We start from the raw sequence: 21,336 nt of genomic DNA on the forward strand, positions 1-21,336 counted from the left end.
AGAATAGTGCTGGTTTCTCTCCCCTGTGAACTACCGCAGTAGAGGGTAAGTATCGGCCTTGCTGTTGTCGTCCGCTTGCTGTTTGTTTGTCGCGCTAAGTTCTTTAGGGATATCGAGATTAACAACCGGATTTTCTGTGAATAGATAGCGGTCCACATTAAACTCAAAATCATCTGTAGTGGCACGGAACAGCATCTGTTTGGTATTTTCCAGATGTTGCCACATAGCCAGTTTACTGGCATAGGGATCTTTACGCATCAGTGCTTCAAGGATCCTATCGTGATCTTCGCACCAGCTCTCCATCGACTTATCATCGATATGCTCGTGCAGCTTGATCCAGTAAGGGTTATGTACCCGCTGGCTCCACATCTTTTCGACAATCGTGGCCATGGCAGTATTTTGCGTCGCCAGAGCAACTTGTACATGAAATTTCAGATCCCATTGTGAGTCGCGGAAACGATCTTCTTGCCGCGCATGTTTTTGGATCTCGATTAATTGCACAATATCTTGCCGAGTCACTTGTGTAGCAGCAAATTCCGCAATATTACTCTCGATCAACTGACGCGCTTGCAATAGCTCAAAAGGACCAGCAGTGGCGAACTCAATGCCCTGGTTGGGCATCACCAAGTGCTTTTGCTTATTCGACATCACATGGATGCCGGAGCCTTTGCGCACTTCGACGTAACCTTCCACTTCCAACATGATAATCGCTTCACGGACCACGGTTCGGCTGACATTCATTTCTTCGGAAATGTAGCGTTCTGCAGGCAATTTATCGCCTACCGGGTAAACACCCGCTTCGATGCGCTGCTTTAACTCTGCGGCTAACTGCTGGTACAACCGTCTGGTTTCTGTGAATTCCATGATTAAGGCTCTTGGGATCAATTGAGATCGTAGATTTAGCGACTCATTTTGTCTGGAAGGCATTATATCCCGAAGGAGATACAATTGGACTTGTTATACCACTTATCCCAATTGGGTTCTAGTCATTGCTATCACAGTTGTGATGGAAAAAGTGCGGTAAATAAGGTGCAAAGAGGGTATATAAAAAAAGCCCGGCAAATCATTGCCGGGCCATATCTCCGTTATCTTGCAAGTTGCAGCAGTATTGATGAATCTTATTAACCCAGTTAATTGATTTATATCAACTAATTTGGATTTTTCAGCCATCAACCTGCAATTTGAAATCTATCGGATACAGACATGGTGATTAATTCTGTCCGGCCGGAGATTGTTGAATCGGGTCGATAGCCGGTTCTGCGGCTGGACGGTTTTGTAGCACTGTCCAGATAACCACAACGGCCAACACATCAAATACAGCCAGTGCAGCGAATAGCGGGCTGAAGCCCATGGTATCTGCCAAAGCACCCACCACCAGGGCGAACATGGTACTGGCAGTCCAGGCCGCCATACCCGTCAAGCCATTGGCGGTTGCCACTTCGTTACGACCGAAGACGTCGGATGACAAGGTAATCAGTGCCCCAGACAGTGATTGGTGCGCAAAACCACCCACACAAAGCAGTGCGATAGCGGCATAAGGGCTGGTGAACAGACCAATGGTTCCCGGAGCAATCATCAACAGGCCACCCATAGTTACCACTAACTTACGGGAAACAATCAGGTTAACTTTGAAGTATTTCTGGAATAACGGCGGCAGGTAACCACCCAAGATGCAGCCTAAGTCGGCAAACAGCATTGGCATCCAGGCAAACATGGCGATCTCTTTCAGGTTAAAGCCATAAGCTTTAAACATGAACAGTGGGATCCAGGCGTTGAATGTCCCCCAGGCCGGTTCAGCCAAGAAACGTGGGATAGCAATCCCCCAGAACTGACGGTTACGGATAATCTGCATTGCAGACATCTTTTTAGCGTTAGCGGTGGAGTGCTGTGCTTCTTGACCACTGAGGATGTATTCACGTTCTTCATCAGTCAGTTTTTTCTGGTCTTTCGGGTGTTTGTAGAGGATTAACCAGGCAATTGCCCAAATCAGGCTAAGCACACCGGTGATGATAAATGCCATCTGCCAGCTGTGCATCACAATAGCCCATACCACTAATGGTGGAGCAATCATGCCGCCGATAGAGGAACCAACGTTGAAATAACCCACGGCAATAGAACGCTCTTTCGCAGGGAACCATTCACTACTGGCTTTCAGACCCGCAGGGATCATAGCAGCCTCTGCCATACCTACCGCGCCACGGGCGATAGCTAGACCACCCCAGCTACTGGCCAATGCGGTGCTCATACAGAATATGGCCCACATAACGGCAAACATGGCATAACCCACTTTTGTGCCCATGACATCCAGAACATAACCAGCTACCGGTTGCATAATGGTGTAAGCAGCAGAATAAGCGGCAATAATATAAGAATATTGTTGTGTGGTGATATGTAACTGCTCTTGCAACGTCGGTGCTGCAACAGCAATAGCGTTACGTGTTAAGTAACCTAATATGGTGCCGACGGTGACCAAAGCGATCATGTACCAGCGTAAGCCTTTAATTTTACGCATCATTTATAACTTTCTCCCAGTCTAAGATTACTGCCATGAAACGTAGCCTGTCGTCACGTTTCATGGCGCAATTTGGTCCATCCGACATCGCTGTGCATGCGGTGGCCATGACCCTTATTAATTGACGTTGCAGCGTTGTTAGCTGCTCTCATTCACCCGAGTCACTGACTAAAGTCAGCTCCCCGGGATTCAGTCGTTTGCTGCCTACCTGCAACACCAATTACTTTGGGTCGTGTCTTCATAATTGAGTTGAGGCTGAAATTCCGTCGGTAGCTTCAACTGCTTTGGGTTACCTTGCTATTTGAGGCCGTAGTGCTGGTACGGCCTCATTTTGATATCCCATTTGGGCCAAATCAGCGCGTTTATTTAAATCGTGCGGATGAGATGACTGATGGCGACGCAACAATAACTTGTCATACAGATTTAAAAGTTGAGTGATATCACAAAAACCACTTTTCAATTAGGGAATAATAGAACCCGACAGACTTAGTGCCGCAAGGGGCTAAATAGACTATAAATGTTGAGTATTTGTTCTTTTTGTTAGGTTTTTGCGATCTCTATCTATAAAAAATGCTGGACGATAGATGAAATTGGTGTGATAACTTCGCGATAACAGAAAGCAGTACTCTAAGATGTACTCAAGTGAGGAACCTAATATGGCGCAGTTTTTGACCGAAGACTTTTTGCTCGACACCGAATTCGCCCGTCGTCTGTATCATGACTATGCAAAAGATCAGCCGATCTTTGATTATCACTGCCATTTACCCCCTGAGCAGATCGCAGAAAACTACCGCTTTAAGAACTTGTATGACATCTGGCTGAAAGGTGACCACTACAAATGGCGTGCTATGCGGACTAATGGTGTAGCAGAACGTCTGTGTACTGGCGATGCCAGTGACCGCGAGAAGTTTGAAGCTTGGGCGGCCACGGTTCCTCATACTATCGGCAACCCGCTGTATCACTGGACGCATCTTGAATTACGCCGCCCATTTGGTATTACAGGCAAGCTGCTATCCCCGGCAACATCAGAAGAAATCTGGCAGCGCGGTAACGAATTACTGGCTCAGGACAACTTCTCGGCGCGCGGCATCATGCAGCAGATGAATGTCAAAATGGTCGGTACCACAGACGATCCTATTGATGACCTGCGTCACCACAAAGCCATTGCCGCTGACGGCAGCTTTAACATTAAAGTATTGCCAAGCTGGCGCCCGGACAAAGCTTTCAATATTGAAGCTGCGGGTTTCAACGACTATATGCAACGTCTGGAAGCGGCCGCCGATACATCCATCAGCCGCTTTGCTGATCTCTGTACTGCCCTGAACAAACGTATGGATCACTTTGCCGCCCACGGTTGTAAAGTTTCTGACCATGCATTGGATGTGGTGGTTTACGGTGAAGCTGACGAAGCCACTCTGGATACCATTCTGGCACGTCGTCTGGCCGGTAATCAGCCAAGCGCTGAAGAGGCCGCTCAGTTTAAAACCGCGGTATTGCTCTTCCTGTCTGGTGAATATCACCGCCGTGAATGGGTGCAGCAGTATCACATCGGCGCACTGCGGAATAACAACAGCCGCATGTTCAATCTGGTAGGGCCGGATATTGGCTTTGACTCTATCAATGACCAGCCATTGGCACAGCCTCTGTCTCGTCTGCTGGATGCGCAGGGTCTGCGTAATGCTCTGCCAAAAACTATTCTTTACTGCTTGAATCCACGTGATAACGAAGTGATCGGCACCATGGTCGGTAACTTCCAGGGTGAAGGTGCTGCTGGGAAAATGCAGTTTGGTTCCGGCTGGTGGTTCAACGACCAAAAAGATGGCATGCAACGTCAAATGACCCAGTTGGCACAGTTGGGCTTATTGAGCCGTTTTGTCGGCATGCTGACTGATAGCCGCAGCTTCTTGTCCTATACCCGCCATGAATACTTCCGCCGCATTCTGTGCCAGATGATTGGTCGCTGGGTCGAAGATGGCGAGGCTCCAGCAGATATTGAGTTGTTGGGGTCAATGGTGAAAAACATCTGTTTTGATAATGCCAAGCAGTATTTCGCCATCGAGCTGTAATAGCCCAAACCGATTTAGCGATATATCCAAAGAACGAATAACAGGGCCGGTTACCGGCTCTGTGTAACTTTAACTTATTGTTTATTAACGCCTGGCTGCGCTGCGGTAAAACCTCTCTGCAAAGAAAGGATTGTCTGCAAAGCACGGACTGTCAGTAATGATAGGTCCACGGCTGTATGCGTTATGAGGTGAACCCTGATGCAAACCCTGAACCGTCGTGACTTTCCTGGCCGTAGCCACCCTGACAAAATCATCCAATTTGGTGAAGGTAACTTCCTGCGTGCTTTTGTCGACTGGCAGATTGATTTACTCAATGAGCATACCGATCTGAATGCCGGGATCGTGGTGATCCGCCCGATAGACACAGATTTCCCTCCTTCACTCAGTACTCAGGATGGCCTGTATACTGCGGTGATCCGCGGTTTGAATGAGCAGGGTGAAGCAGTGCGTGAATCTCGCCTGATCCGCTCGGTTAACCGCGAAATCAATATCTACCGCCAGTTTGATGAATATCTGGCGCTGGCACGTGATGCCAATATTCGCTTTATGTTCTCGAACACCACTGAAGCGGGGATTGCCTGGAATGAAGCGGACCAATTCAATGATGCGCCGCCAAGCTCCTTCCCAGCTAAATTGACACGTTTGCTGTTCGAACGTTTTGAGCATTTTAATGGTGCTGCGGATAAAGGCTGGGTGCTGCTACCGTGTGAATTGATTGATTATAACGGCGAAGCACTGCGTGAACTGGTGCTGCGTTATGCCAGCCATTGGCAACTGCCAGCTGCATTCACTCAATGGTTGACTGAAAACAACAGGTTCTGTTCAACATTGGTTGACCGCATCGTGACGGGTTACCCTCGTGATGAGGTTGCTGCGCTGCAAACTGAGCTGGGTTATCAAGACAGCTTCCTGGATACCGCCGAATATTTCTATCTGTTTGTTATCCAAGGGCCAAAAGAATTGGCACAAGAGCTTCGTCTGGATAAATTAGATCTGAATGTCCGTATTGTTGATGACATCAAACCTTATAAAGAACGCAAAGTTGCCATTCTGAATGGCGCGCACACCGCGTTAGTGCCGGTCGCTTACCTCTCTGGGTTAGATACTGTCGGCCAGACCATGGACGATGCGCAAATCAGCAGTTTCGTAGAGAAAACCATTACTGAAGAGATTGTTCCGGTATTGGACTTACCTGAAGACGAGCTGTTGTCATTCTCTCAGGCGGTATTAAGTCGCTTCCGCAACCCGTTCATTCAGCACCAATTGCTGTCTATTGCCTTGAATGGTATGACAAAATTCCGCACTCGCATTTTGCCTCAGTTGCTGACTTATCAGCAGCAGCAAGGCAAGTTGCCGCCGCGTCTGACCTTTGCACTGGCTGCGCTGATCGCCTTTTATCGTGGTGAGCGTGATGGTCAAACCTATCCACTACAGGATGATGCCCATTGGCTGGAGCGTTTTTCAACCCTGTGGAGTGGTGTAAAGCACGGTGATATCGCGCTGGCTGAGTTGGTTAACAGCGTACTGTCTGATGCGGCCCATTGGGGGCAGGATCTGACAGCTGTGCCGCAACTGGCAAATCAAGTAACAGAACAACTGCAAACTATCATAGATCGCGGTATGAGAGCGGCAGTCGTGGCATACAGCTAAAGGTTTAACTATGCAAAGTATTATAAAAATTCACCCGTTGGATAATGTCGCTGTCGCACTGCAAGACTTGGCCGCCGATGACGTTCTGGAAATCGGCGAGTTTAGCGTTAAGTTGGCTCAGCCGGTGGCGCGTGGTCATAAATTTGCGTTAACGGCTATCGAGCCTGGGCAAATGATCGTTAAGTATGGTTTGCCGATCGGCCATGCACTAACCTTGATCCAGCCTGGCGAACATATCCATTCGCAAAATGCCAAAACCAATCTTAGTGATCTGGATGAGTATCAGTATCAGCCGGAATTTAGCGATTTGCCGCCGCAAATGGCTGATCGCGAAGTCCAAATCTATCGTCGCGCCAATGGAGATGTCGGGATCCGTAATGAATTGTGGATCATTCCGACTGTCGGTTGCGTCAATGGTATTGCCCGGCAGATCCAGCAGCGTTTCCTGAAAGAAACACAAGATGCTGAAGGTATTGATGGCGTCTATCTGTTCAGCCACCCATTTGGCTGTTCACAGCTGGGTCAGGATCATGAAAATACCCGCACCATGCTGCAAAATATGGTGCGCCACCCTAATGCTGGCGCGGTGCTGGTGATTGGGCTGGGATGTGAAAACAATCAGGTCGACGTTTTCCAAACCACGTTGGGCAAAGTTGATGAAGATCGCGTGCACTTTATGGTGTGCCAGCAGCAGGATGATGAAGTTGAAGCGGGTCTGGAGCATCTGCGCGCGCTGTATCAGGTGATGCGCAATGATAAACGGACTGCGGGCAAGTTGAGTGAACTGAAGTTTGGTTTGGAATGTGGCGGCTCTGATGGTTTATCAGGGATTACCGCTAACCCGCTGCTGGGGCGTTTCTCCGACTATGTTATTTCCAATGGTGGGACTTCGGTTCTGACGGAAGTGCCGGAAATGTTCGGCGCGGAAAGGATCCTGATGAGCCGCTGCCGTGATGAAGCGACTTTTGAAAAGACCGTCAGTATGGTCAATGATTTCAAACAGTATTTTATTGCCCACAATCAGCCGATTTATGAAAACCCATCACCGGGCAATAAAGCGGGGGGGATCACCACATTGGAAGAAAAATCCTTGGGCTGCACCCAAAAAGCGGGTCAGAGCAAAGTGGTCGATGTGTTGAAATATGGCGAGCGCTTGCAACGCCCTGGCCTGAATTTACTCAGTGCGCCGGGTAATGATGCCGTGGCAACCAGTGCTTTAGCGGGTGCAGGTTGCCATATGGTGTTGTTCAGTACTGGGCGCGGCACACCTTATGGCGGCTTTGTACCCACAGTGAAACTGGCAACCAACAGTGAACTGGCGGCTAAAAAGCCGCATTGGATTGATTTCGATGCCGGTAAACTGATTCACGGCACCTCAATGGACACATTGCTGACTGAGTTTGTCGAGCTGATCGTCGAGATTGCTAATGGTAAACCGGCGCGCAATGAAGTGAATGACTTCCGCGAGCTGGCTATCTTTAAAAGTGGCGTCACCTTGTAAAAGTCATACTTTTTGATTAATATGAAACGGTGTTTTATTTTTTATGAATAAAACACCGTTTGTGTTATTAATCATGTAAGACTCAGTACGTATCAGGACCCACCATGACTTTCTATTGGTTTGCTCAATCTATTGGTGTATTGGCATTTTTTGTCGGTATCACCATGTTCTTCAACCGTGATGAGCGTCGTTTTAGACTGCAACTTTCTGCCTACAGCGCCATTATTGGCTGCCATTTCTTCCTCATGGGAGCCAGTGCCGCCGGCAGCAGTGCCATGCTGAATGCGCTGCGCAATCTGGTGGCCTCCAAAACCCGCAGTAACATCGCAATGATGGTATTCATCATTCTGACGCTGGCTTTTGGGCTCTGGCGTATGCAACACGGGGTGGAAATATTGCCGATTTTTGGCACGATAATCAGTACCTGGGCACTGTTTCGCACTACTGGGCTGACGACTCGCTGTGTGATGTGGATATCCACCGTATGCTGGGTTATCCATAACGTTTGGTTGGGGTCTATTGGTGGTTCATTGATTGAGGGTAGTTTCTTGCTGCTCAACGGTTTTAATATTATTCGCTTCCGCCGCCTGCAATTAAAAGGGATAGACCCTTTCCGGGTTGAAAAGAAAGTCGCGAAAGAAGATATCACTCAATGAAAACGGGGGCCATAAGCCCCCGTATGTCAGACTTATCTATAAATTTAGGCGCTTTTACGGCTTGCTAGCGGATCAGGATTTGCTAATCGCGCATCGTCGGCCTGACAGGCTGCGGCGGTGAACAGCACGTCGGTTGAGGAGTTCAGCGCGGTTTCGGCAGAATCCTGCAACACACCAATAATGAAACCAACAGCAACGACCTGCATTGCCACTTCGTTTGGAATACCGAACATACCGCAAGCCAGCGGAATCAACAGCAGCGAACCACCAGCAACACCAGATGCGCCACAAGCACAGACTGCGGCAACCACACTTAACAGCAGGGCAGTTGGCAGATCCACCGCAATACCTAAGGTATGAACCGCCGCCAGTGTCAGCACGGTAATGGTTATCGCGGCACCGGCCATGTTAATGGTGGCACCCAACGGAATAGAAACGGAGTAAGTATCTTCGTGCAAGTTCATCTTCTTGCACATTTCCATATTAACCGGGATGTTCGCGGCTGAGCTGCGGGTGAAGAAGGCGGTAACGCCGCTTTCACGCAAGCAAGCAAATACCAACGGGTAAGGATTGCGACGGATTTTCCAGAAAACAATCAGTGGGTTAACCACTAATGCGACTAATAACATACAGCCAATCAGCACCACCAGCAGTTGCGCATAGCCCAGCAATACGCCAAAGCCCGTTTCTGCCATGGTGGATGATACTAGGCCGAAAATACCCAGCGGTGCGAAGCGGATAACCACACGAACTACTTTGGTGACGGCATCTGACATATCAGTAATCAATGCTTTGGTGGTATCTGCTGCATGACGCAAGGCAATACCCAGCCCCACAGCCCAAGCTAGAATCCCGATATAGTTGGCATTAAGCAGAGCATTAATCGGGTTTGCTATCACGCTGTTCAGCAAGCCTTTTAGTACTTCAACAATCCCTGTTGGCGGAGTGATGTCCGCATTGAGGGTGGCTAATACCAAGGTTGATGGAAACATAAAGCTGACCACCACGGCAACCAGCGCCGCAGAGAATGTCCCCAACAGATACAAGAACAGAATAGGACGGATACTGGTTTTTTGGCCTTGCTTATGGTTAGCAATTGAGGACATCACCAGCATCAAAACCAAAACCGGCGCGACGGCTTTCAATGCGCCAACGAATAGCGAGCCCAACAAACCGACAGCCAGTGCCGCTTGGGTTGATACCAAGGCTAAAATAATCCCGGCAATCAAGCCGACCAGAATCTGTTTAACCAAACTGCCGCGGATAATAAATCCGATAAAACCAGATTGTGTCTTTTCCATAGTTTTCTAGTGATGCCTCTTCCCAAGTTAAACTTGTTTTATTTTTAGCCGATCAATGCATGAGCCGGAACGTGGCTCAGTGTTTAGTCTCACACCGGTAACTTAATATTATTTGTAACTGTGTGTGTTTGCTTTAACAGTATAAGGGAATCTATTGAGCAGGAAAGAGTCAATCAGCAAAATACAATGTGGATCAAATTTGCATAACATTTTGTTTACATTTATGTGATCGCAATAACATTTGGCTGAGAGTAAAGATGGCGAGATAAATACGGGGTAATGGTTACCCCGTATACTATATTATCTCGTTATCCGTACTATTTATGTGGGGTTTTATCTGCTACTGAGCGACGGTCTGCACGATGATTTGCCCAAGCATTAATAATCAATGTCAGAGCCAGAATGCTCGCGACCACACCTAATGAGATGCCGATAGGGATATGGAACAGGTCGATAATCATCATTTTGATACCAATAAAGACCAAAATAACCGATAGACCGTACTTCAACATTGAGAAACGCTCAGCGACGTTCGCTAACAAGAAGTACATAGCGCGCAGACCTAAAATGGCAAACAGGTTAGAGGTCAACACGATAAAGGGATCGGTCGTCACCGCGAAGATGGCCGGAATGCTATCCACGGCAAAAATTACATCGCTCAATTCAACCAAGATTAATACTAATACCAGCGGAGTGGCATAGAGCAGGCCGTTTTTACGCACCGTAAAACGGTCGCCATGCAACTCGTCGGTCATGCGCAGATGATTACGAATCCAGCGTACCAGCGGCTTGTCGCCAATCGGCGTGTTGTCCTCTTTTGCCATTGCCATTTTGATACCAGTAAACAGCAGGAAGGCACCAAAAAGGTACAGGATCCAGCTGAACTGCGACACCAACCAGCTGCCAGCGAAAATCATAATGGTACGCAGCACAATCGCGCCCAGCACACCGTAAATCAGTACCCGGCGCTGCAAGTTGGCAGGAACAGCAAAATAGCTAAATAGCATCAGCCAGACGAAGACGTTATCGACGGCGAGTGCTTTCTCAATTAGATAGCCGGTGAGGAAGGCCAATGCTTGCTTGTCGGCAATTTCACGCCCCATAGTTTCGGCCAGATACCACCAGAAACCGGCGTTAAACAGCAAAGATAAACTCACCCACACCAGTGACCAGCAGGCCGCCTGACGCAGTGTCATGGTTTGTGAGCCACGACGCCCCTGCAACAGCAAGTCGATGGCGAGCATAATTGTCACCACAACAGCAAAACACCCCCACAGTAAAGGAGTACCCACGGTATTCATCATTAAGGAACCTCATAAAAACAAAACGGCCAACGTCGGAAGACGCTAGCCGCTATGATTGAGCTGCAAGCAAACCTCGCCTTCCGGCAAGGTCTCACTTACAACTCTATTGATGTAAAAGCCCGAACAGGTGCTAATACATTAATGAGGTTGCCCGGTAACCGGGTGCTTTCGCACCGTAATGACGGCAGACCGGCAATGAAGTTACTCCCCTTTGCCGCGCAAAAATAATTGAAAACGGCCTGCGGGTCAATCACTGAAACAAAATATTAACTATTCCCTCGAACTTTAAGCCATACAGGGGATTAGCCGTGTTCAGATAGTCTCCCGGCAGACTCAATACCCGCATGACTTATTGGGTTGGTTTGTCGGGATTTGCTCACTTGCTGCCGACCTGCAACACCAATTACTTTGAGTATATTGCCAGTGGCTGGGTATCTGCCGGGAAGATAACGCCGGTCTGACGACGAATTTCCGTCTGAATACGTGATGTCAGCAAGGAGAGCTGTAAACCATCGTGTTCCACCTGTTTATTTTCCACCAGATTGGCAAAAACCTCAGCTTCATACAGCATAGTATTGATGTGCTGAGGTTGCGTCAGGTCTTGTGAATGGCTACCGCGTGGCGTAAAGGCCACAGAGAGACATTCAGAGATACTTTCAATCACCAGTGAGCCATCCTCTCCCTGAATTTCGCTAGGGATATCAGACTGGCTGACTTTCGAGTGGATAATAACCACATCAAAATCGCCATAATTCAGGCAAACCGTACCGTGCGCGTCAACACCACTCGGCAGTAAACTCGCGCTTGCCAGCACGGATTTTGGCTCTCCCCATAAAGCCAAGGCACTGGCCAGACAGTAGTAACCGATATCCATTATCGAGCCATTAGAAAATGCCGGATTAAACGTATTGGGATTTTCACCATTCAGATAGCGCTGATAACGCGAAGAGTACTGGCAGAAATTGATAAAGGCTTTACGTAATTTACCCACGCGCGGCAGTGACTGCTTTATTTGCATAAAGTTAGGTAGGTAGGCAGTTTTAAAGGCTTCGAACAGCACCACTTGGTGTTCGCGGGCGCAGGCCACCAAGGCTGCGACTTCTGCCAAGTTGGAAGCTAATGATTTTTCGCAAATAACGTGTTTTTTATGGCTGAGGAACAGTTTAGCTTGAGGATAATGTAGGGAGTTCGGGCTGGCGATATACACCGCATCAATCTGATCACTTGCTGCCATTGCTTCAAGATTATCAAAGCATTCAGTAACGTTATAATCCTCGCCAAACTGTTCCGCTTGCTCCAATTTGCGAGAGTAAACAGCCACTAGTTTCATTTTGCCACTTTCGTGGGCAGCATCGACAAAGCGCGCGGTGATCCAATTGGTGCCAATGACAGCGAAGCGAATCATAGTGAACTCCATTCCCAGAAGAAAAACACGTTGTACTACCAGATTATCACGCCCCGCAGAGCCATGGATTGATTTCTTACCCGGCAGATTGGTTACCCGAATCACTCACTTAACGAGGTTTATCGGGACTTTCTCGTTTGTCGCCTTACTGCCAGATGAAATCTATTAGCTAGACAAATTGAATGCTAGTAAATGGTGCCGAACAGATCCAAATGTGTCAGATAGAGGCGTGTATCAAACTCTAGCTGATGATATTGCGGCTCCATATGACAGCACAAACTGTAGAACGCTTTGTTGTGATCTTTCTCTTTCAAATGCGCCAATTCATGTACCACAATCATTTTTAAAAAGGCTTCGGGGGCATTTTTAAATACCGTAGCGACTCGAATCTCTGCTTTAGCTTTCAATTTGCCGCCCTGCACTCTGGAAATTGCAGTGTGCAGCCCGAGTGCATGCTTCATCACTTGGATTTTGCTGTCATAGGCCACTTTACTGAGTGGCTGAGCATTGCGCAGATACTGATTCTTCAGATCAATCGTATATTGATACAGCATCTTATCTGTATTGTAATCATGGGGTTGAGGATAGCGCTGACGCAGTACATTCCCCAGTCTTTGCTCGGTAATCAGTTGTTGTACTTGAGACTGTAGGTGTTCGGGATAACCTTGTAAGTAGGTCAGTTCCGGCATGGATATTTGCCCTAGGTAAATTGACTATCGTACTTGAGGATATCAGGTGATTCAAATAAACCCCTAATGTCGGTATTGCTACTGACACCGGGGTTTTAATTTAATGTGGGAAGGTAGCTGAAGTCATCACTTGCTTAGAAGCGATAATTGGCCCCCAGAGTGGCTTGAGTATCACTGTAGTTATGGCTGCCAAATTGATGGCCTAAATGAGTCCATACCAGTAGATTTTTATTAATATTAGCTTCAATACCCACTTTGAGGTCAGCAATATTGCGGGTTCCTTGCGGCGTAACATGGATACTGGCTAATTCTGTTTTGTTTTGTAGTTTTGCTGGGGTGGTATAGATATCTGATAATTGTACCCCCGGGTTCATACGGCTATAAATCCAGTTAGCTTCAAAAGAGGGGCTGATTTGCAGGGTTCTGGTCGATGATAAGGTGTCAATATCGAACTCCCATGCTGTACGCATCCCCAACTTGGTCGTCACTGCGTTGTTCTCGTCAACTTTAATCTGTGTGTCAGATTCATTATGTAGCAGCCCGCTGGTACGCTGCCACGACACCTTTGCCTTAGGTTGAATAAAGAATCGGGTATCTGCTGTTTCGATCAACTGAAGTTTGTAGCCTGTTTCCAAGGCGGTGGTAAACAGATAGGACCTGTAATTTGCCCCCGTAGCGACTTTTGGCGCTGTGATGTGGTTATTGAACCAGCTGTGCTGTGCCAGTAAGTCAATATAAGGCCCGGTTTTACTGTGGTTGTCGGCATACCAAATGCTATATAAACCAAGGTTATAACCATCAACTGAACCTTGCGCCTGATGATGAGATGATGTAGAGCGACTATGGTTTGTCGATTTACCTACACCCGCAGTCAGCCCCAAAAGCCCTTGATCATTGCCGCCACTGCTCCACTTACTTAATGTGCCTCCGAGCTGGACTGCGTAGCGGTTGCTTTTGGTATGCAACTGACCATGACCCGAGCTAAAGCGACTTTTTGAGCCAGTGGTATTGAGCCACAAGCTACTGACGTCGGTTTCTCCCGTGATGGGATCGGTATACAGTGTTTCTCCCTGGCGATATTGCAAGTCATCAGTCATAAACATCTGCTGAGTAGCGAGTTGGTTGGCAATATAGCTGCCCGCTTGCGGATTATGGCTAATGATCGGAGCCGGTTTAGGGGGCGGGGCTAGTTTAAGCACCGGCGCTTGAGCAACTTTGGAAGGGCTGATAGGGGCTTTTTCAGCCGTTTTGGGTTCAACTACGGCCTTTGCGGTACTCTCAGGTTCAGCGGCGAGTATATTATCCACTATTGAGTATATTGTTTTAGATACATCGGTAGCTTCTGTATAAAGATTATTTAGCCCAGAGAGTAAAGCATCTTCTCTATCATCGTCTTTTGTTGAAGAATATCTAGATGGTTTTCCATCTAATATATCTTTAACTATATTTGCAAATTTTTGAGTGTTTTTCTCTGTTAATTTCAGTTGTTGTTGTTGTGTAGCGTAATCTTCTTTAAGTATTAGCAGGTGAGATATTGCTTCAGGTAGGTTAAAGACTATTTCAGATAGTCTTGCCCCAATATCTTTTGGGTGCATTGTCTTAGTGTTAAATGGTAAAACATTATCTATTGGCCCTGGGGGCTTGAAGAGATATGTTCCATATAGGTTTTTTATCTGTAATGCATTTCGTTGTGGTTGGCGTGAGTATTCTCCAACAAAATCTGTAATGTGGGGCGCTGCAGCTATCAATGCTACTCCTGCTTCTTCCAGTGCATATATCCGAAGCCGTGCCTGTTGTCGTACCTGTTCCTGTTCTTGTTCCTGTCGCAGTTCCTGTACCCGTTCCTGTGCCAGTCGCAGTGTTTCTGCATGTTCCAAACGATCCTGATCCTGTTGTAGCCATTTCTTATTTTCTGCTTCTATCTGGTCCAAGGTTCTTTCGTTCCAAATATCGGCATCTGGGTTTTTTAGTTGCTGTTGTGCTAACTTTTCATTTTCTCTTGTATCAGCCAACCCCGTCGGATCGGGTTCATTCCAAGAATACTCATATGGGCTTGGTTTTTGCTCCACTGGGCTTGGATATAGGCTTGATTGTTGCTCCACTCTCTGTTGGCTTTTGTCATGAATATCTGCCCACACCATTGGGCTACTGAATACCAAAAACAATACACTGATAGCTTTGGCGCAAGGTGCCAGACGATAAGGTAATGAGGGGGACTCAACAGAGTGTTGCATAAGATTTGATATAGACATTCTTGGTTTACCTTCCTGGTAATTGATATCTAAGTTTTTATAATTACGGATTATTATTACTTCCAGCTATAAAATGCAGACTTGATATCAAGATAATATATTGGTGGTTTTGACATTCCTGAGCAAAATATAAATAACATACTGTTTGTTATTTAATTTGTTTTGCGAATACGTAATAATAAAGGATTAATAAATGCCGAGATTTATCGGGCGAGTTATTCTATGTTGGGTTAACCAAAATAGAGATTATTCATAATGAGTTAACATGAAAATAATGCTTGATAAGGATTGGTGCAGGGGAAAAGAGGCAATTCATAAAGCGCGCCTAAGCTGTTCATCAGGGCGTTTTCCCTGCCGTGTTTCAGGCATTTCTCACTTTTTATCAGCTTTGGTTGCGATAAAACGGCATTTAAGTAAAAAAACATTTTACTGAGCGCCCGTTTTAGGGGATAAACAGCCCAAATTTATTATTCAGGAGCGGTGATGAGCCAACTCTTACTGGGGACACAAAGCCTTGAGCTTGAGCGTTTCCCCCCGCAAGAAAATTCCAATACCTTACAGGCATGGGAAGCGGCAGATGAATATCTGCTACAAAACATTGACTTAAGCCAAATCGACGGTCGCCCAGTGCTGGTGTTTAATGATCAGTTTGGTACGCTGGCTTGTGCGTTACACGCTCATCGTCCATTTAGTGTCAGTGATTCCTATATGAGCCAATTGGCGACAGCGCACAATTTGCGTTTAAACCATTTGGATGAAGATGCAGTGACATTGCTAAGCAGTATGGATGCCTTGCCGCAAGCGCCTAAGCTGGTGGTGATTAAAATCCCTAAAGCATTAGCGCTGTTAGAGCATCAATTACATGCTTTGCGCCGGGTCGTTGCGCCGGACACGGTGATTATTGCCGGTGCAAAATCTCGTGATGTGCATAACTCAACCCTGCAATTGTTCGAAAAAATTCTCGGGCCGACCAAAACCACGCTGGCATGGAAGAAAGCGCGTCTGATTCACTGTGAAGTGGCCGATATTCCACCGGCAGAGGCTCCGCAAACCACTGACTGGCCACTAGCTAATACCGAGTATGTTATCCATAACCACGCGAACGTATTTTCCCGCAATAATCTGGATATCGGCGCGCGTTTCTTTATGGAAATCCTGCCCTATGATGTGACCGGTAAAATAGCTGATTTGGGCTGTGGTAATGGTGTGGTGGGTTTAATTGCGCTGGAGCAAAACCCATTGGCAGAAATGCTGTTTGTCGATGAATCATATATGGCAGTCGCATCTAGTGAGCTGAATATCACTTATAACCGCCCACAAGATTTGTCGCGCTGTGAGTTCATGGTAAGTCATGGTTTGGCCGGTGTAGAACGTGAGAGCCTGCAATTGGTGCTGTGTAACCCGCCATTCCATCAACAGCATGCGGTCAGTGACCATGTGGCCTGGCAGATGTTTTGCGATGCCAAGCGCTGCCTGAAAGTGGGTGGCGAGCTGATGATTGTCGGGAACCGCCATTTGGATTACTTCCACAAACTGAAGCGCCTGTTTGGCAATTGCGAGACATTGGATTCTAACCAGAAGTTTATGGTGCTGAAAGCCGTGAAGACCGCGTCATCCCGCTCTGAGGGTGGTGGTTCGGGTAGTTTGGATATGTCGTACAGCGATTTCTAATTATCCTTTGGCGTTGCAGCGGTGTTTACTTGCCGCAACGCCAAGGAATCACAGGGCGTGATTTCTGCCACCCCTGCCTCTCTCCACCGGTTATATGGCTAATGCCAGCCGCGTCCCTTGATCAATTGCCCGACGCGCATCTAGCTCGGCTGCAATATCAGCGCCACCAATCAAATGCACGGTTTTGCCCATATCCAGTAGTGGCTGATGCAGTTCTCTACGTGGCTCCTGACCGGCACAGATAATAATAGTATCGACGGGTAGACAGCTGACCTGCTCTGCGCGAGTGATATGTAACCCTTCATCATCAATGGCATCATAGCTGACGCTATTGAGCATTTTCACGCCGCGCATTGCCAAACTGGTACGGTGGATCCAGCCGGTGGTTTTCCCCAAACCTTCACCGACTTTGCTGGTTTTCCGCTGTAATAGAAAAATCTGCCGGGGTGAAGGATGCACTTTTGGCCCCTCTGGCGATAAACCGCCGCGGTGGACAAGGTTTTGATCAATGCCCCATTCACTGCTGAATGCACTGCTGTCCAGACTGCTGGAATCACCGGATTGACTGAGATATTCCGCTGTATCAAAGCCAATTCCACCGGCACCAATAATGGCGACCCGCTCACCCACTGGTTTTTTATCACGCAAGACATCCAGATAAGTCAGCACTTTCGGATGCTCAATACCTTTGATATTCGGCAACCGGGGCTGAATGCCACATGCCAGAATCACTTCATCAAAATCAGCCAGTTGCGATGCCTGCACAAAGGTATTGAGCTGCTGGGTAACACCATGAAGCACTAATTGGCGGCGGAAATAGCGCAACGTTTCGTAGAACTCTTCTTTGCCGGGGATCTGTTTCGCAATATTAAATTGGCCGCCAATCTCTGCGGCGGCATCAAATAGTGTCACCTGATGGCCGCGGCTGGCGGCGGTCACAGCAAAAGCCAACCCGGCAGGGCCAGAGCCGACCACCGCTAAGCGCTTGGGGAACTCAGTCGGCAATACCGGCATTTCAGTTTCACGGCAAGCCCGCGGATTAACCAAACATGAGGTTAATTTGCCATCGAAAATCTGGTCCAGACAAGCTTGATTACAACCAATGCAGGTGTTGATTTCATCAGCTCGGTTCTGGGTGGCCTTTTGCACAAAAGCTGCATCAGCGAGAAACGGACGAGCCATGGATACCATATCCGCACAGCCGTCAGCCAATACTTGCTCGGCAACTGTGGGGTCATTAATCCGGTTAGTCGTAATCAATGGAATGCGAACTTTCCCCATCAATTTGCGGGTCACCCAGCTGAATCCGGCGCGTGGCACCATAGTGGCGATAGTAGGGATTCGCGCCTCATGCCAGCCAATGCCGGTGTTAATTAAGGTGGCTCCGGCTTGTTCTATGGCCAGCGCCAACTGTTCGATTTCATCCCAATTTGAGCCTTCTTCCACCAGATCAAGCATAGAAAGGCGGTAAATCAAGATGAAATCGGCCCCAGTCGCCTGACGAACCGCTCGGACAATTTCTACGGCAAAGCGCATGCGGTGAGTAAAATCACCGCCCCATTCGTCCTGGCGCTGATTGGTTCGGGCCGCGAGAAACTGATTAATCAGATAGCCTTCTGAGCCCATGATCTCGACACCATCATAGCCAGCAAGTTTTGCCAGTTGGGCACAGTGGGCAAAGTCGGCAATGGTTTGCAGCACTTCATCGCCGCTTAGTGCCTGTGGAGCAAAGGGGTTGATGGGGGCTTGTAGCGCGGAAGGGGCGACGGGCTGTTTTTGGTAGCTGTAGCGGCCAGCATGCAGAATTTGCAGCGCGATTTTCCCGCCTGCGCGATGTACCGCGTCTGTGACTATCTGATGGTGCGGCACCGACGCCACGTCGTTTAGCACCGATGCGCCTTGATATACCACGCCTTTTTTATTGGGCGCGATACCCCCGGTGACAATCAGGCCGACGCCGCCTGCCGCTCTTTCGGCATAGAAAGCCGCCAGACGCTGTGGGCCATCGGGCAACTCTTCCAATCCAGTATGCATTGACCCCATTAAGACGCGATTTTTCAGGGTGGTAAAGCCAAGATCAAGGGGGGCGAGCAGGTGAGGGTAAGCTAACATTGCAGTCTCCAATATTGTTATTTCTCTGCCGCCCTGACAGGATTAAGCCAAGTGGTCGGATGAGATTTTTTATTCAAATTTAGACGGTGCAGTGCAGCTTGGGAAATCACAATGTGCTGATTGTGATAGCCGTCATGAATATGACATTGGCAGAGGGAGAGAGATTTTGCAGTATTGAACGAAGAGAATAGCCATGCAGGACATATTCCCTTCGTTTATCAGAATGATGGGCTATTAATTACCAAATACCCGCAGGCGGTGACCATCAGGGTCTAATGCCACAAAGGTAAAGCCAAAATCCATCTGTAAAGGCATTTGTAGGATAGGTAGCCCGCGCTGTTGCCAGTCATCATATAAAGATTGCACCGCTGCTTTGTTTGCCAAAGCAAAAGCCACTTCAGCACCGCCCCCCGTGGCTGTCGCGGCCGGTTCGACGGTATGTTTGGACCAGAGCCCCAGCATCACGCCAGAATCCAGTGCGAACATGGCAAAAGTGGGGTGCAACTCCACCGGTTCTTTGGCGAGAAGGTCAGCATAAAATGCCGCGCTGTTGGTTGGGCTATCAACGTATAAGATGATGAAATTTGGATCTGTCATAGTTTTACCCCATATAATCAAATGGATACTCAGTGTGTTAGCCTAATATCGCTTAGCTGAGTTCTATCCTAGCGGGGCATACTGACAGTTTCTGTCAGTAGTGATTAGTCAGTGATTGAAAGTTTCTAAGATGTCGATGGTTTTGGTGAGGTTGGGCGCAGCGATTGATCCTCGATACCCTCGGCTTCACGCCACTGCTTTAATAGCAACTGTCGGCGTTGGGGATAGCGCAGCTCAGTCAGTGAGATGGCACTGATGCGGTCGGCACGAAAATTACGGATGGTTTGGCGCAGTTCACACCAGGCGACCACCACGCGCACCTGTTCAAAAAAACCAATGGCAAATGGCCAGATACGGCGGCTAGATTCAGTACCTTTCAGATCGCGATAAGTGATATCGACTTTTCGTTCGCTGCGGATAGCGCGGCGCAATGTTGGCAGTGCCAGCTCACTATTAGGCATATGACCTACTGGGCCGATCAACAATGTCGAGGCATCCAGCTCATCACGTAAATCCGCAGGTAACACCGCGGCAATTTTGGCCAAAGCATTATGTGCCGCTGCACTTAACTGTGAATCACCACGATGGCTGACCCAACGTGAACCCAGAACCAGAGCTTCAATTTCCTCTTCGGAAAACATCAATGGCGGCAGCATAAAGCCAGGGCGCAGTACATATCCCAAGCCGGGTTCGCCTGTAATATCAGCACCTTGTTGTTGTAGGGTTGCGATATCGCGATAAAGTGTCCGCACACTGATAGCCAACTCATCCGCCAACGCCGCACCGGTAACCGGATAACGATGGCGGCGTAGAATTTGAATCAAATCAAGCAGACGCTGGCTACGGGACATAAAGTATCTCGTCGAAGTATAAAACCTGACTATATACCTTTCACATTATTTCCAGAACAGCGGTATCACTATTCATGATACCGCTTGCGGAAGGGGATTATGAATTACGTTTATATAAGCTCGCGACCATAAAGCAGCCAAATGAGCTGAATAACATTTCAATCCCGACCAAGGTTGTCACCATCGTGATTGACATTAATGGCCCGGCACTGACCAGCAGATAGGTAATGATCAGATCAAGCACGCCCAGTAAAATTTGTAGCCATGCGCCCGGCAATCCCCACATTCTAAAGCCGGTTATCAGCCGCATTACCCCACCAAAGGCAAACAATACGCCGAGCACGATAGCCAGACTTATCATTCCAACAGTAGGATTGGTAATGAATACATACCCCATCACAATATATGCCACACCCAGCAAAATACCAGTGACCATCGGCCAGAGATTATGAGAGCGGTTGCTTATCATCCCGATTACCATCGCAATACCACTGAGCAGCAGCAGAATACCGATGATCATACTGAGGGCCGCACCGGAGGCCAGCGGATTAATCAGGCAAAAAATCCCACCTAACAGCAGTAAAATAGCAATGACTTGCATGATAAGTCGTTGTTTTTTTAAGGTCCCTTTATCAAGGCTGATAAGGTATTTCCGATCTATATTCAGCATAACTATGACTCCTGTATTGTCTGAACTCAGTTATCGATAACTCTCATGAGTATAGGCCGCGTCATTAATATATAAATAAAATTTATGATATTCAAATGA

Annotated in this window: 17 protein-coding genes; 6 read left to right on the forward strand and 11 right to left on the reverse strand. The window is 47.9% G+C overall.

Annotated elements, in window-relative coordinates:
• Positions 1–30 precede the first annotated feature (30 nt).
• Both exuR and FTA96_RS22295 read right to left on the reverse strand, forming a co-directional pair.
• Positions 31–864: a transcriptional regulator ExuR gene (gene exuR, locus FTA96_RS22290; protein ID WP_050110353.1), complete on the reverse strand. Its 834-nt coding sequence runs from the start codon at positions 862–864 to the stop codon at positions 31–33.
• 346 nt (positions 865–1,210) lie between these two features.
• Positions 1,211–2,515: an MFS transporter gene (locus FTA96_RS22295; RefSeq protein WP_072077428.1), complete on the reverse strand. Its 1,305-nt coding sequence runs from the start codon at positions 2,513–2,515 to the stop codon at positions 1,211–1,213.
• 653 nt (positions 2,516–3,168) lie between these two features.
• Here FTA96_RS22295 and uxaC point away from each other — a divergent pair.
• The 4 genes from uxaC (at position 3,169) to FTA96_RS22315 (ending at position 8,385) form a co-directional block, all read left to right on the forward strand.
• A complete protein-coding gene (gene uxaC / locus FTA96_RS22300; protein WP_050110352.1) occupies positions 3,169–4,578 on the forward strand; it encodes a glucuronate isomerase in 1,410 nt (469 codons plus the stop codon).
• A gap of 198 nt (positions 4,579–4,776) precedes the next feature.
• Positions 4,777–6,228 (forward strand): tagaturonate reductase, encoded by a 1,452-nt coding sequence (locus FTA96_RS22305; protein WP_050134167.1) that lies wholly within the window; start codon positions 4,777–4,779, stop codon positions 6,226–6,228.
• Between the two features lie 10 nt (positions 6,229–6,238).
• Entirely contained in the window at positions 6,239–7,729 is a 1,491-nt protein-coding gene (locus tag FTA96_RS22310) for a UxaA family hydrolase (RefSeq protein ID WP_050110350.1), read from the forward strand.
• A gap of 104 nt (positions 7,730–7,833) precedes the next feature.
• On the forward strand, positions 7,834–8,385 hold the full coding sequence (locus FTA96_RS22315) for a YgjV family protein (RefSeq protein ID WP_145574903.1): 552 nt from the start codon (positions 7,834–7,836) through the stop codon (positions 8,383–8,385).
• 44 nt (positions 8,386–8,429) lie between these two features.
• Here the strand turns inward: FTA96_RS22315 and sstT are convergent, their stop codons facing one another.
• Positions 8,430–9,686, reverse strand: a complete 1,257-nt coding sequence (gene sstT / locus FTA96_RS22320) for a serine/threonine transporter SstT (protein WP_050134171.1) — start codon at positions 9,684–9,686, stop codon at positions 8,430–8,432.
• A gap of 317 nt (positions 9,687–10,003) precedes the next feature.
• Positions 10,004–10,990, reverse strand: a complete 987-nt coding sequence (locus FTA96_RS22325) for a TerC family protein (RefSeq protein WP_050110347.1) — start codon at positions 10,988–10,990, stop codon at positions 10,004–10,006.
• 51 nt (positions 10,991–11,041) lie between these two features.
• Between FTA96_RS22325 and FTA96_RS23360 the strand changes: the two genes are divergently transcribed.
• Positions 11,042–11,218, forward strand: a complete 177-nt coding sequence (locus FTA96_RS23360; RefSeq protein WP_155410784.1) for a hypothetical protein — start codon at positions 11,042–11,044, stop codon at positions 11,216–11,218.
• Positions 11,219–11,393: 175 nt separating this feature from the next.
• Here the strand turns inward: FTA96_RS23360 and FTA96_RS22330 are convergent, their stop codons facing one another.
• The 3 genes from FTA96_RS22330 to FTA96_RS22340 form a co-directional block, all read right to left on the reverse strand.
• Positions 11,394–12,395 carry a Gfo/Idh/MocA family protein gene (locus FTA96_RS22330; RefSeq protein ID WP_050110346.1) on the reverse strand — a complete coding sequence of 334 codons (1,002 nt, stop codon included), beginning with the start codon at positions 12,393–12,395 and terminating at the stop codon, positions 11,394–11,396.
• Between the two features lie 185 nt (positions 12,396–12,580).
• Positions 12,581–13,084, reverse strand: coding sequence for a M48 metallopeptidase family protein (locus FTA96_RS22335; RefSeq protein ID WP_050110345.1), 504 nt, complete (start codon positions 13,082–13,084; stop codon positions 12,581–12,583).
• 134 nt (positions 13,085–13,218) lie between these two features.
• Entirely contained in the window at positions 13,219–15,249 is a 2,031-nt protein-coding gene (locus tag FTA96_RS22340; RefSeq protein WP_235896064.1) for an autotransporter family protein, read from the reverse strand.
• 570 nt (positions 15,250–15,819) lie between these two features.
• On the opposite strand from FTA96_RS22340, the gene rlmG reads away from it, so the two are divergent.
• A complete protein-coding gene (gene rlmG / locus FTA96_RS22350) occupies positions 15,820–17,007 on the forward strand; it encodes a 23S rRNA (guanine(1835)-N(2))-methyltransferase RlmG (RefSeq protein WP_050110344.1) in 1,188 nt (395 codons plus the stop codon).
• A gap of 90 nt (positions 17,008–17,097) precedes the next feature.
• On the opposite strand, the gene FTA96_RS22355 is transcribed toward rlmG, so the two are convergent.
• The 4 genes from FTA96_RS22355 to FTA96_RS22370 form a co-directional block, all read right to left on the reverse strand.
• Positions 17,098–19,119, reverse strand: coding sequence for an NADPH-dependent 2,4-dienoyl-CoA reductase (locus FTA96_RS22355; RefSeq protein WP_145574906.1), 2,022 nt, complete (start codon positions 19,117–19,119; stop codon positions 17,098–17,100).
• Between the two features lie 234 nt (positions 19,120–19,353).
• Complete coding sequence (locus tag FTA96_RS22360) at positions 19,354–19,716, reverse strand: VOC family protein (RefSeq protein ID WP_050110342.1); 363 nt, start codon at positions 19,714–19,716, stop codon at positions 19,354–19,356.
• A 125-nt stretch (positions 19,717–19,841) separates the two neighbouring features.
• Positions 19,842–20,567: a helix-turn-helix transcriptional regulator gene (locus tag FTA96_RS22365; protein WP_050110341.1), complete on the reverse strand. Its 726-nt coding sequence runs from the start codon at positions 20,565–20,567 to the stop codon at positions 19,842–19,844.
• A 97-nt stretch (positions 20,568–20,664) separates the two neighbouring features.
• Positions 20,665–21,237 (reverse strand): HdeD family acid-resistance protein, encoded by a 573-nt coding sequence (locus FTA96_RS22370; protein ID WP_050134181.1) that lies wholly within the window; start codon positions 21,235–21,237, stop codon positions 20,665–20,667.
• Positions 21,238–21,336: the final 99 nt, after the last annotated feature.

It is taken from the genome of Yersinia alsatica (genome assembly GCF_902170305.1).
Lineage (GTDB): Bacteria > Pseudomonadota > Gammaproteobacteria > Enterobacterales > Enterobacteriaceae > Yersinia > Yersinia alsatica.

Bases quoted from the DNA above. Each gene is read 5' to 3' on its own strand.
- FTA96_RS22295 (WP_072077428.1), bottom strand. From the start codon at position 2,515: ATGATGCGTAAAATTAAAGGCTTACGCTGGTACATGATCGCTTTGGTC.
- sstT (WP_050134171.1), bottom strand. From the start codon at position 9,686: ATGGAAAAGACACAATCTGGTTTTATCGGATTTATTATCCGCGGCAGT.
- FTA96_RS22310 (WP_050110350.1), top strand. From the start codon at position 6,239: ATGCAAAGTATTATAAAAATTCACCCGTTGGATAATGTCGCTGTCGCA.
- FTA96_RS22325 (WP_050110347.1), bottom strand. From the start codon at position 10,990: ATGATGAATACCGTGGGTACTCCTTTACTGTGGGGGTGTTTTGCTGTT.
- FTA96_RS22305 (WP_050134167.1), top strand. From the start codon at position 4,777: ATGCAAACCCTGAACCGTCGTGACTTTCCTGGCCGTAGCCACCCTGAC.
- FTA96_RS22330 (WP_050110346.1), bottom strand. From the start codon at position 12,395: ATGATTCGCTTCGCTGTCATTGGCACCAATTGGATCACCGCGCGCTTT.
- FTA96_RS22355 (WP_145574906.1), bottom strand. From the start codon at position 19,119: ATGTTAGCTTACCCTCACCTGCTCGCCCCCCTTGATCTTGGCTTTACC.
- FTA96_RS22360 (WP_050110342.1), bottom strand. From the start codon at position 19,716: ATGACAGATCCAAATTTCATCATCTTATACGTTGATAGCCCAACCAAC.
- FTA96_RS22315 (WP_145574903.1), top strand. From the start codon at position 7,834: ATGACTTTCTATTGGTTTGCTCAATCTATTGGTGTATTGGCATTTTTT.
- FTA96_RS22365 (WP_050110341.1), bottom strand. From the start codon at position 20,567: ATGTCCCGTAGCCAGCGTCTGCTTGATTTGATTCAAATTCTACGCCGC.
- exuR (WP_050110353.1), bottom strand. From the start codon at position 864: ATGGAATTCACAGAAACCAGACGGTTGTACCAGCAGTTAGCCGCAGAG.
- FTA96_RS22335 (WP_050110345.1), bottom strand. From the start codon at position 13,084: ATGCCGGAACTGACCTACTTACAAGGTTATCCCGAACACCTACAGTCT.
- FTA96_RS23360 (WP_155410784.1), top strand. From the start codon at position 11,042: ATGATTGAGCTGCAAGCAAACCTCGCCTTCCGGCAAGGTCTCACTTAC.
- FTA96_RS22370 (WP_050134181.1), bottom strand. From the start codon at position 21,237: ATGCTGAATATAGATCGGAAATACCTTATCAGCCTTGATAAAGGGACC.
- uxaC (WP_050110352.1), top strand. From the start codon at position 3,169: ATGGCGCAGTTTTTGACCGAAGACTTTTTGCTCGACACCGAATTCGCC.
- rlmG (WP_050110344.1), top strand. From the start codon at position 15,820: ATGAGCCAACTCTTACTGGGGACACAAAGCCTTGAGCTTGAGCGTTTC.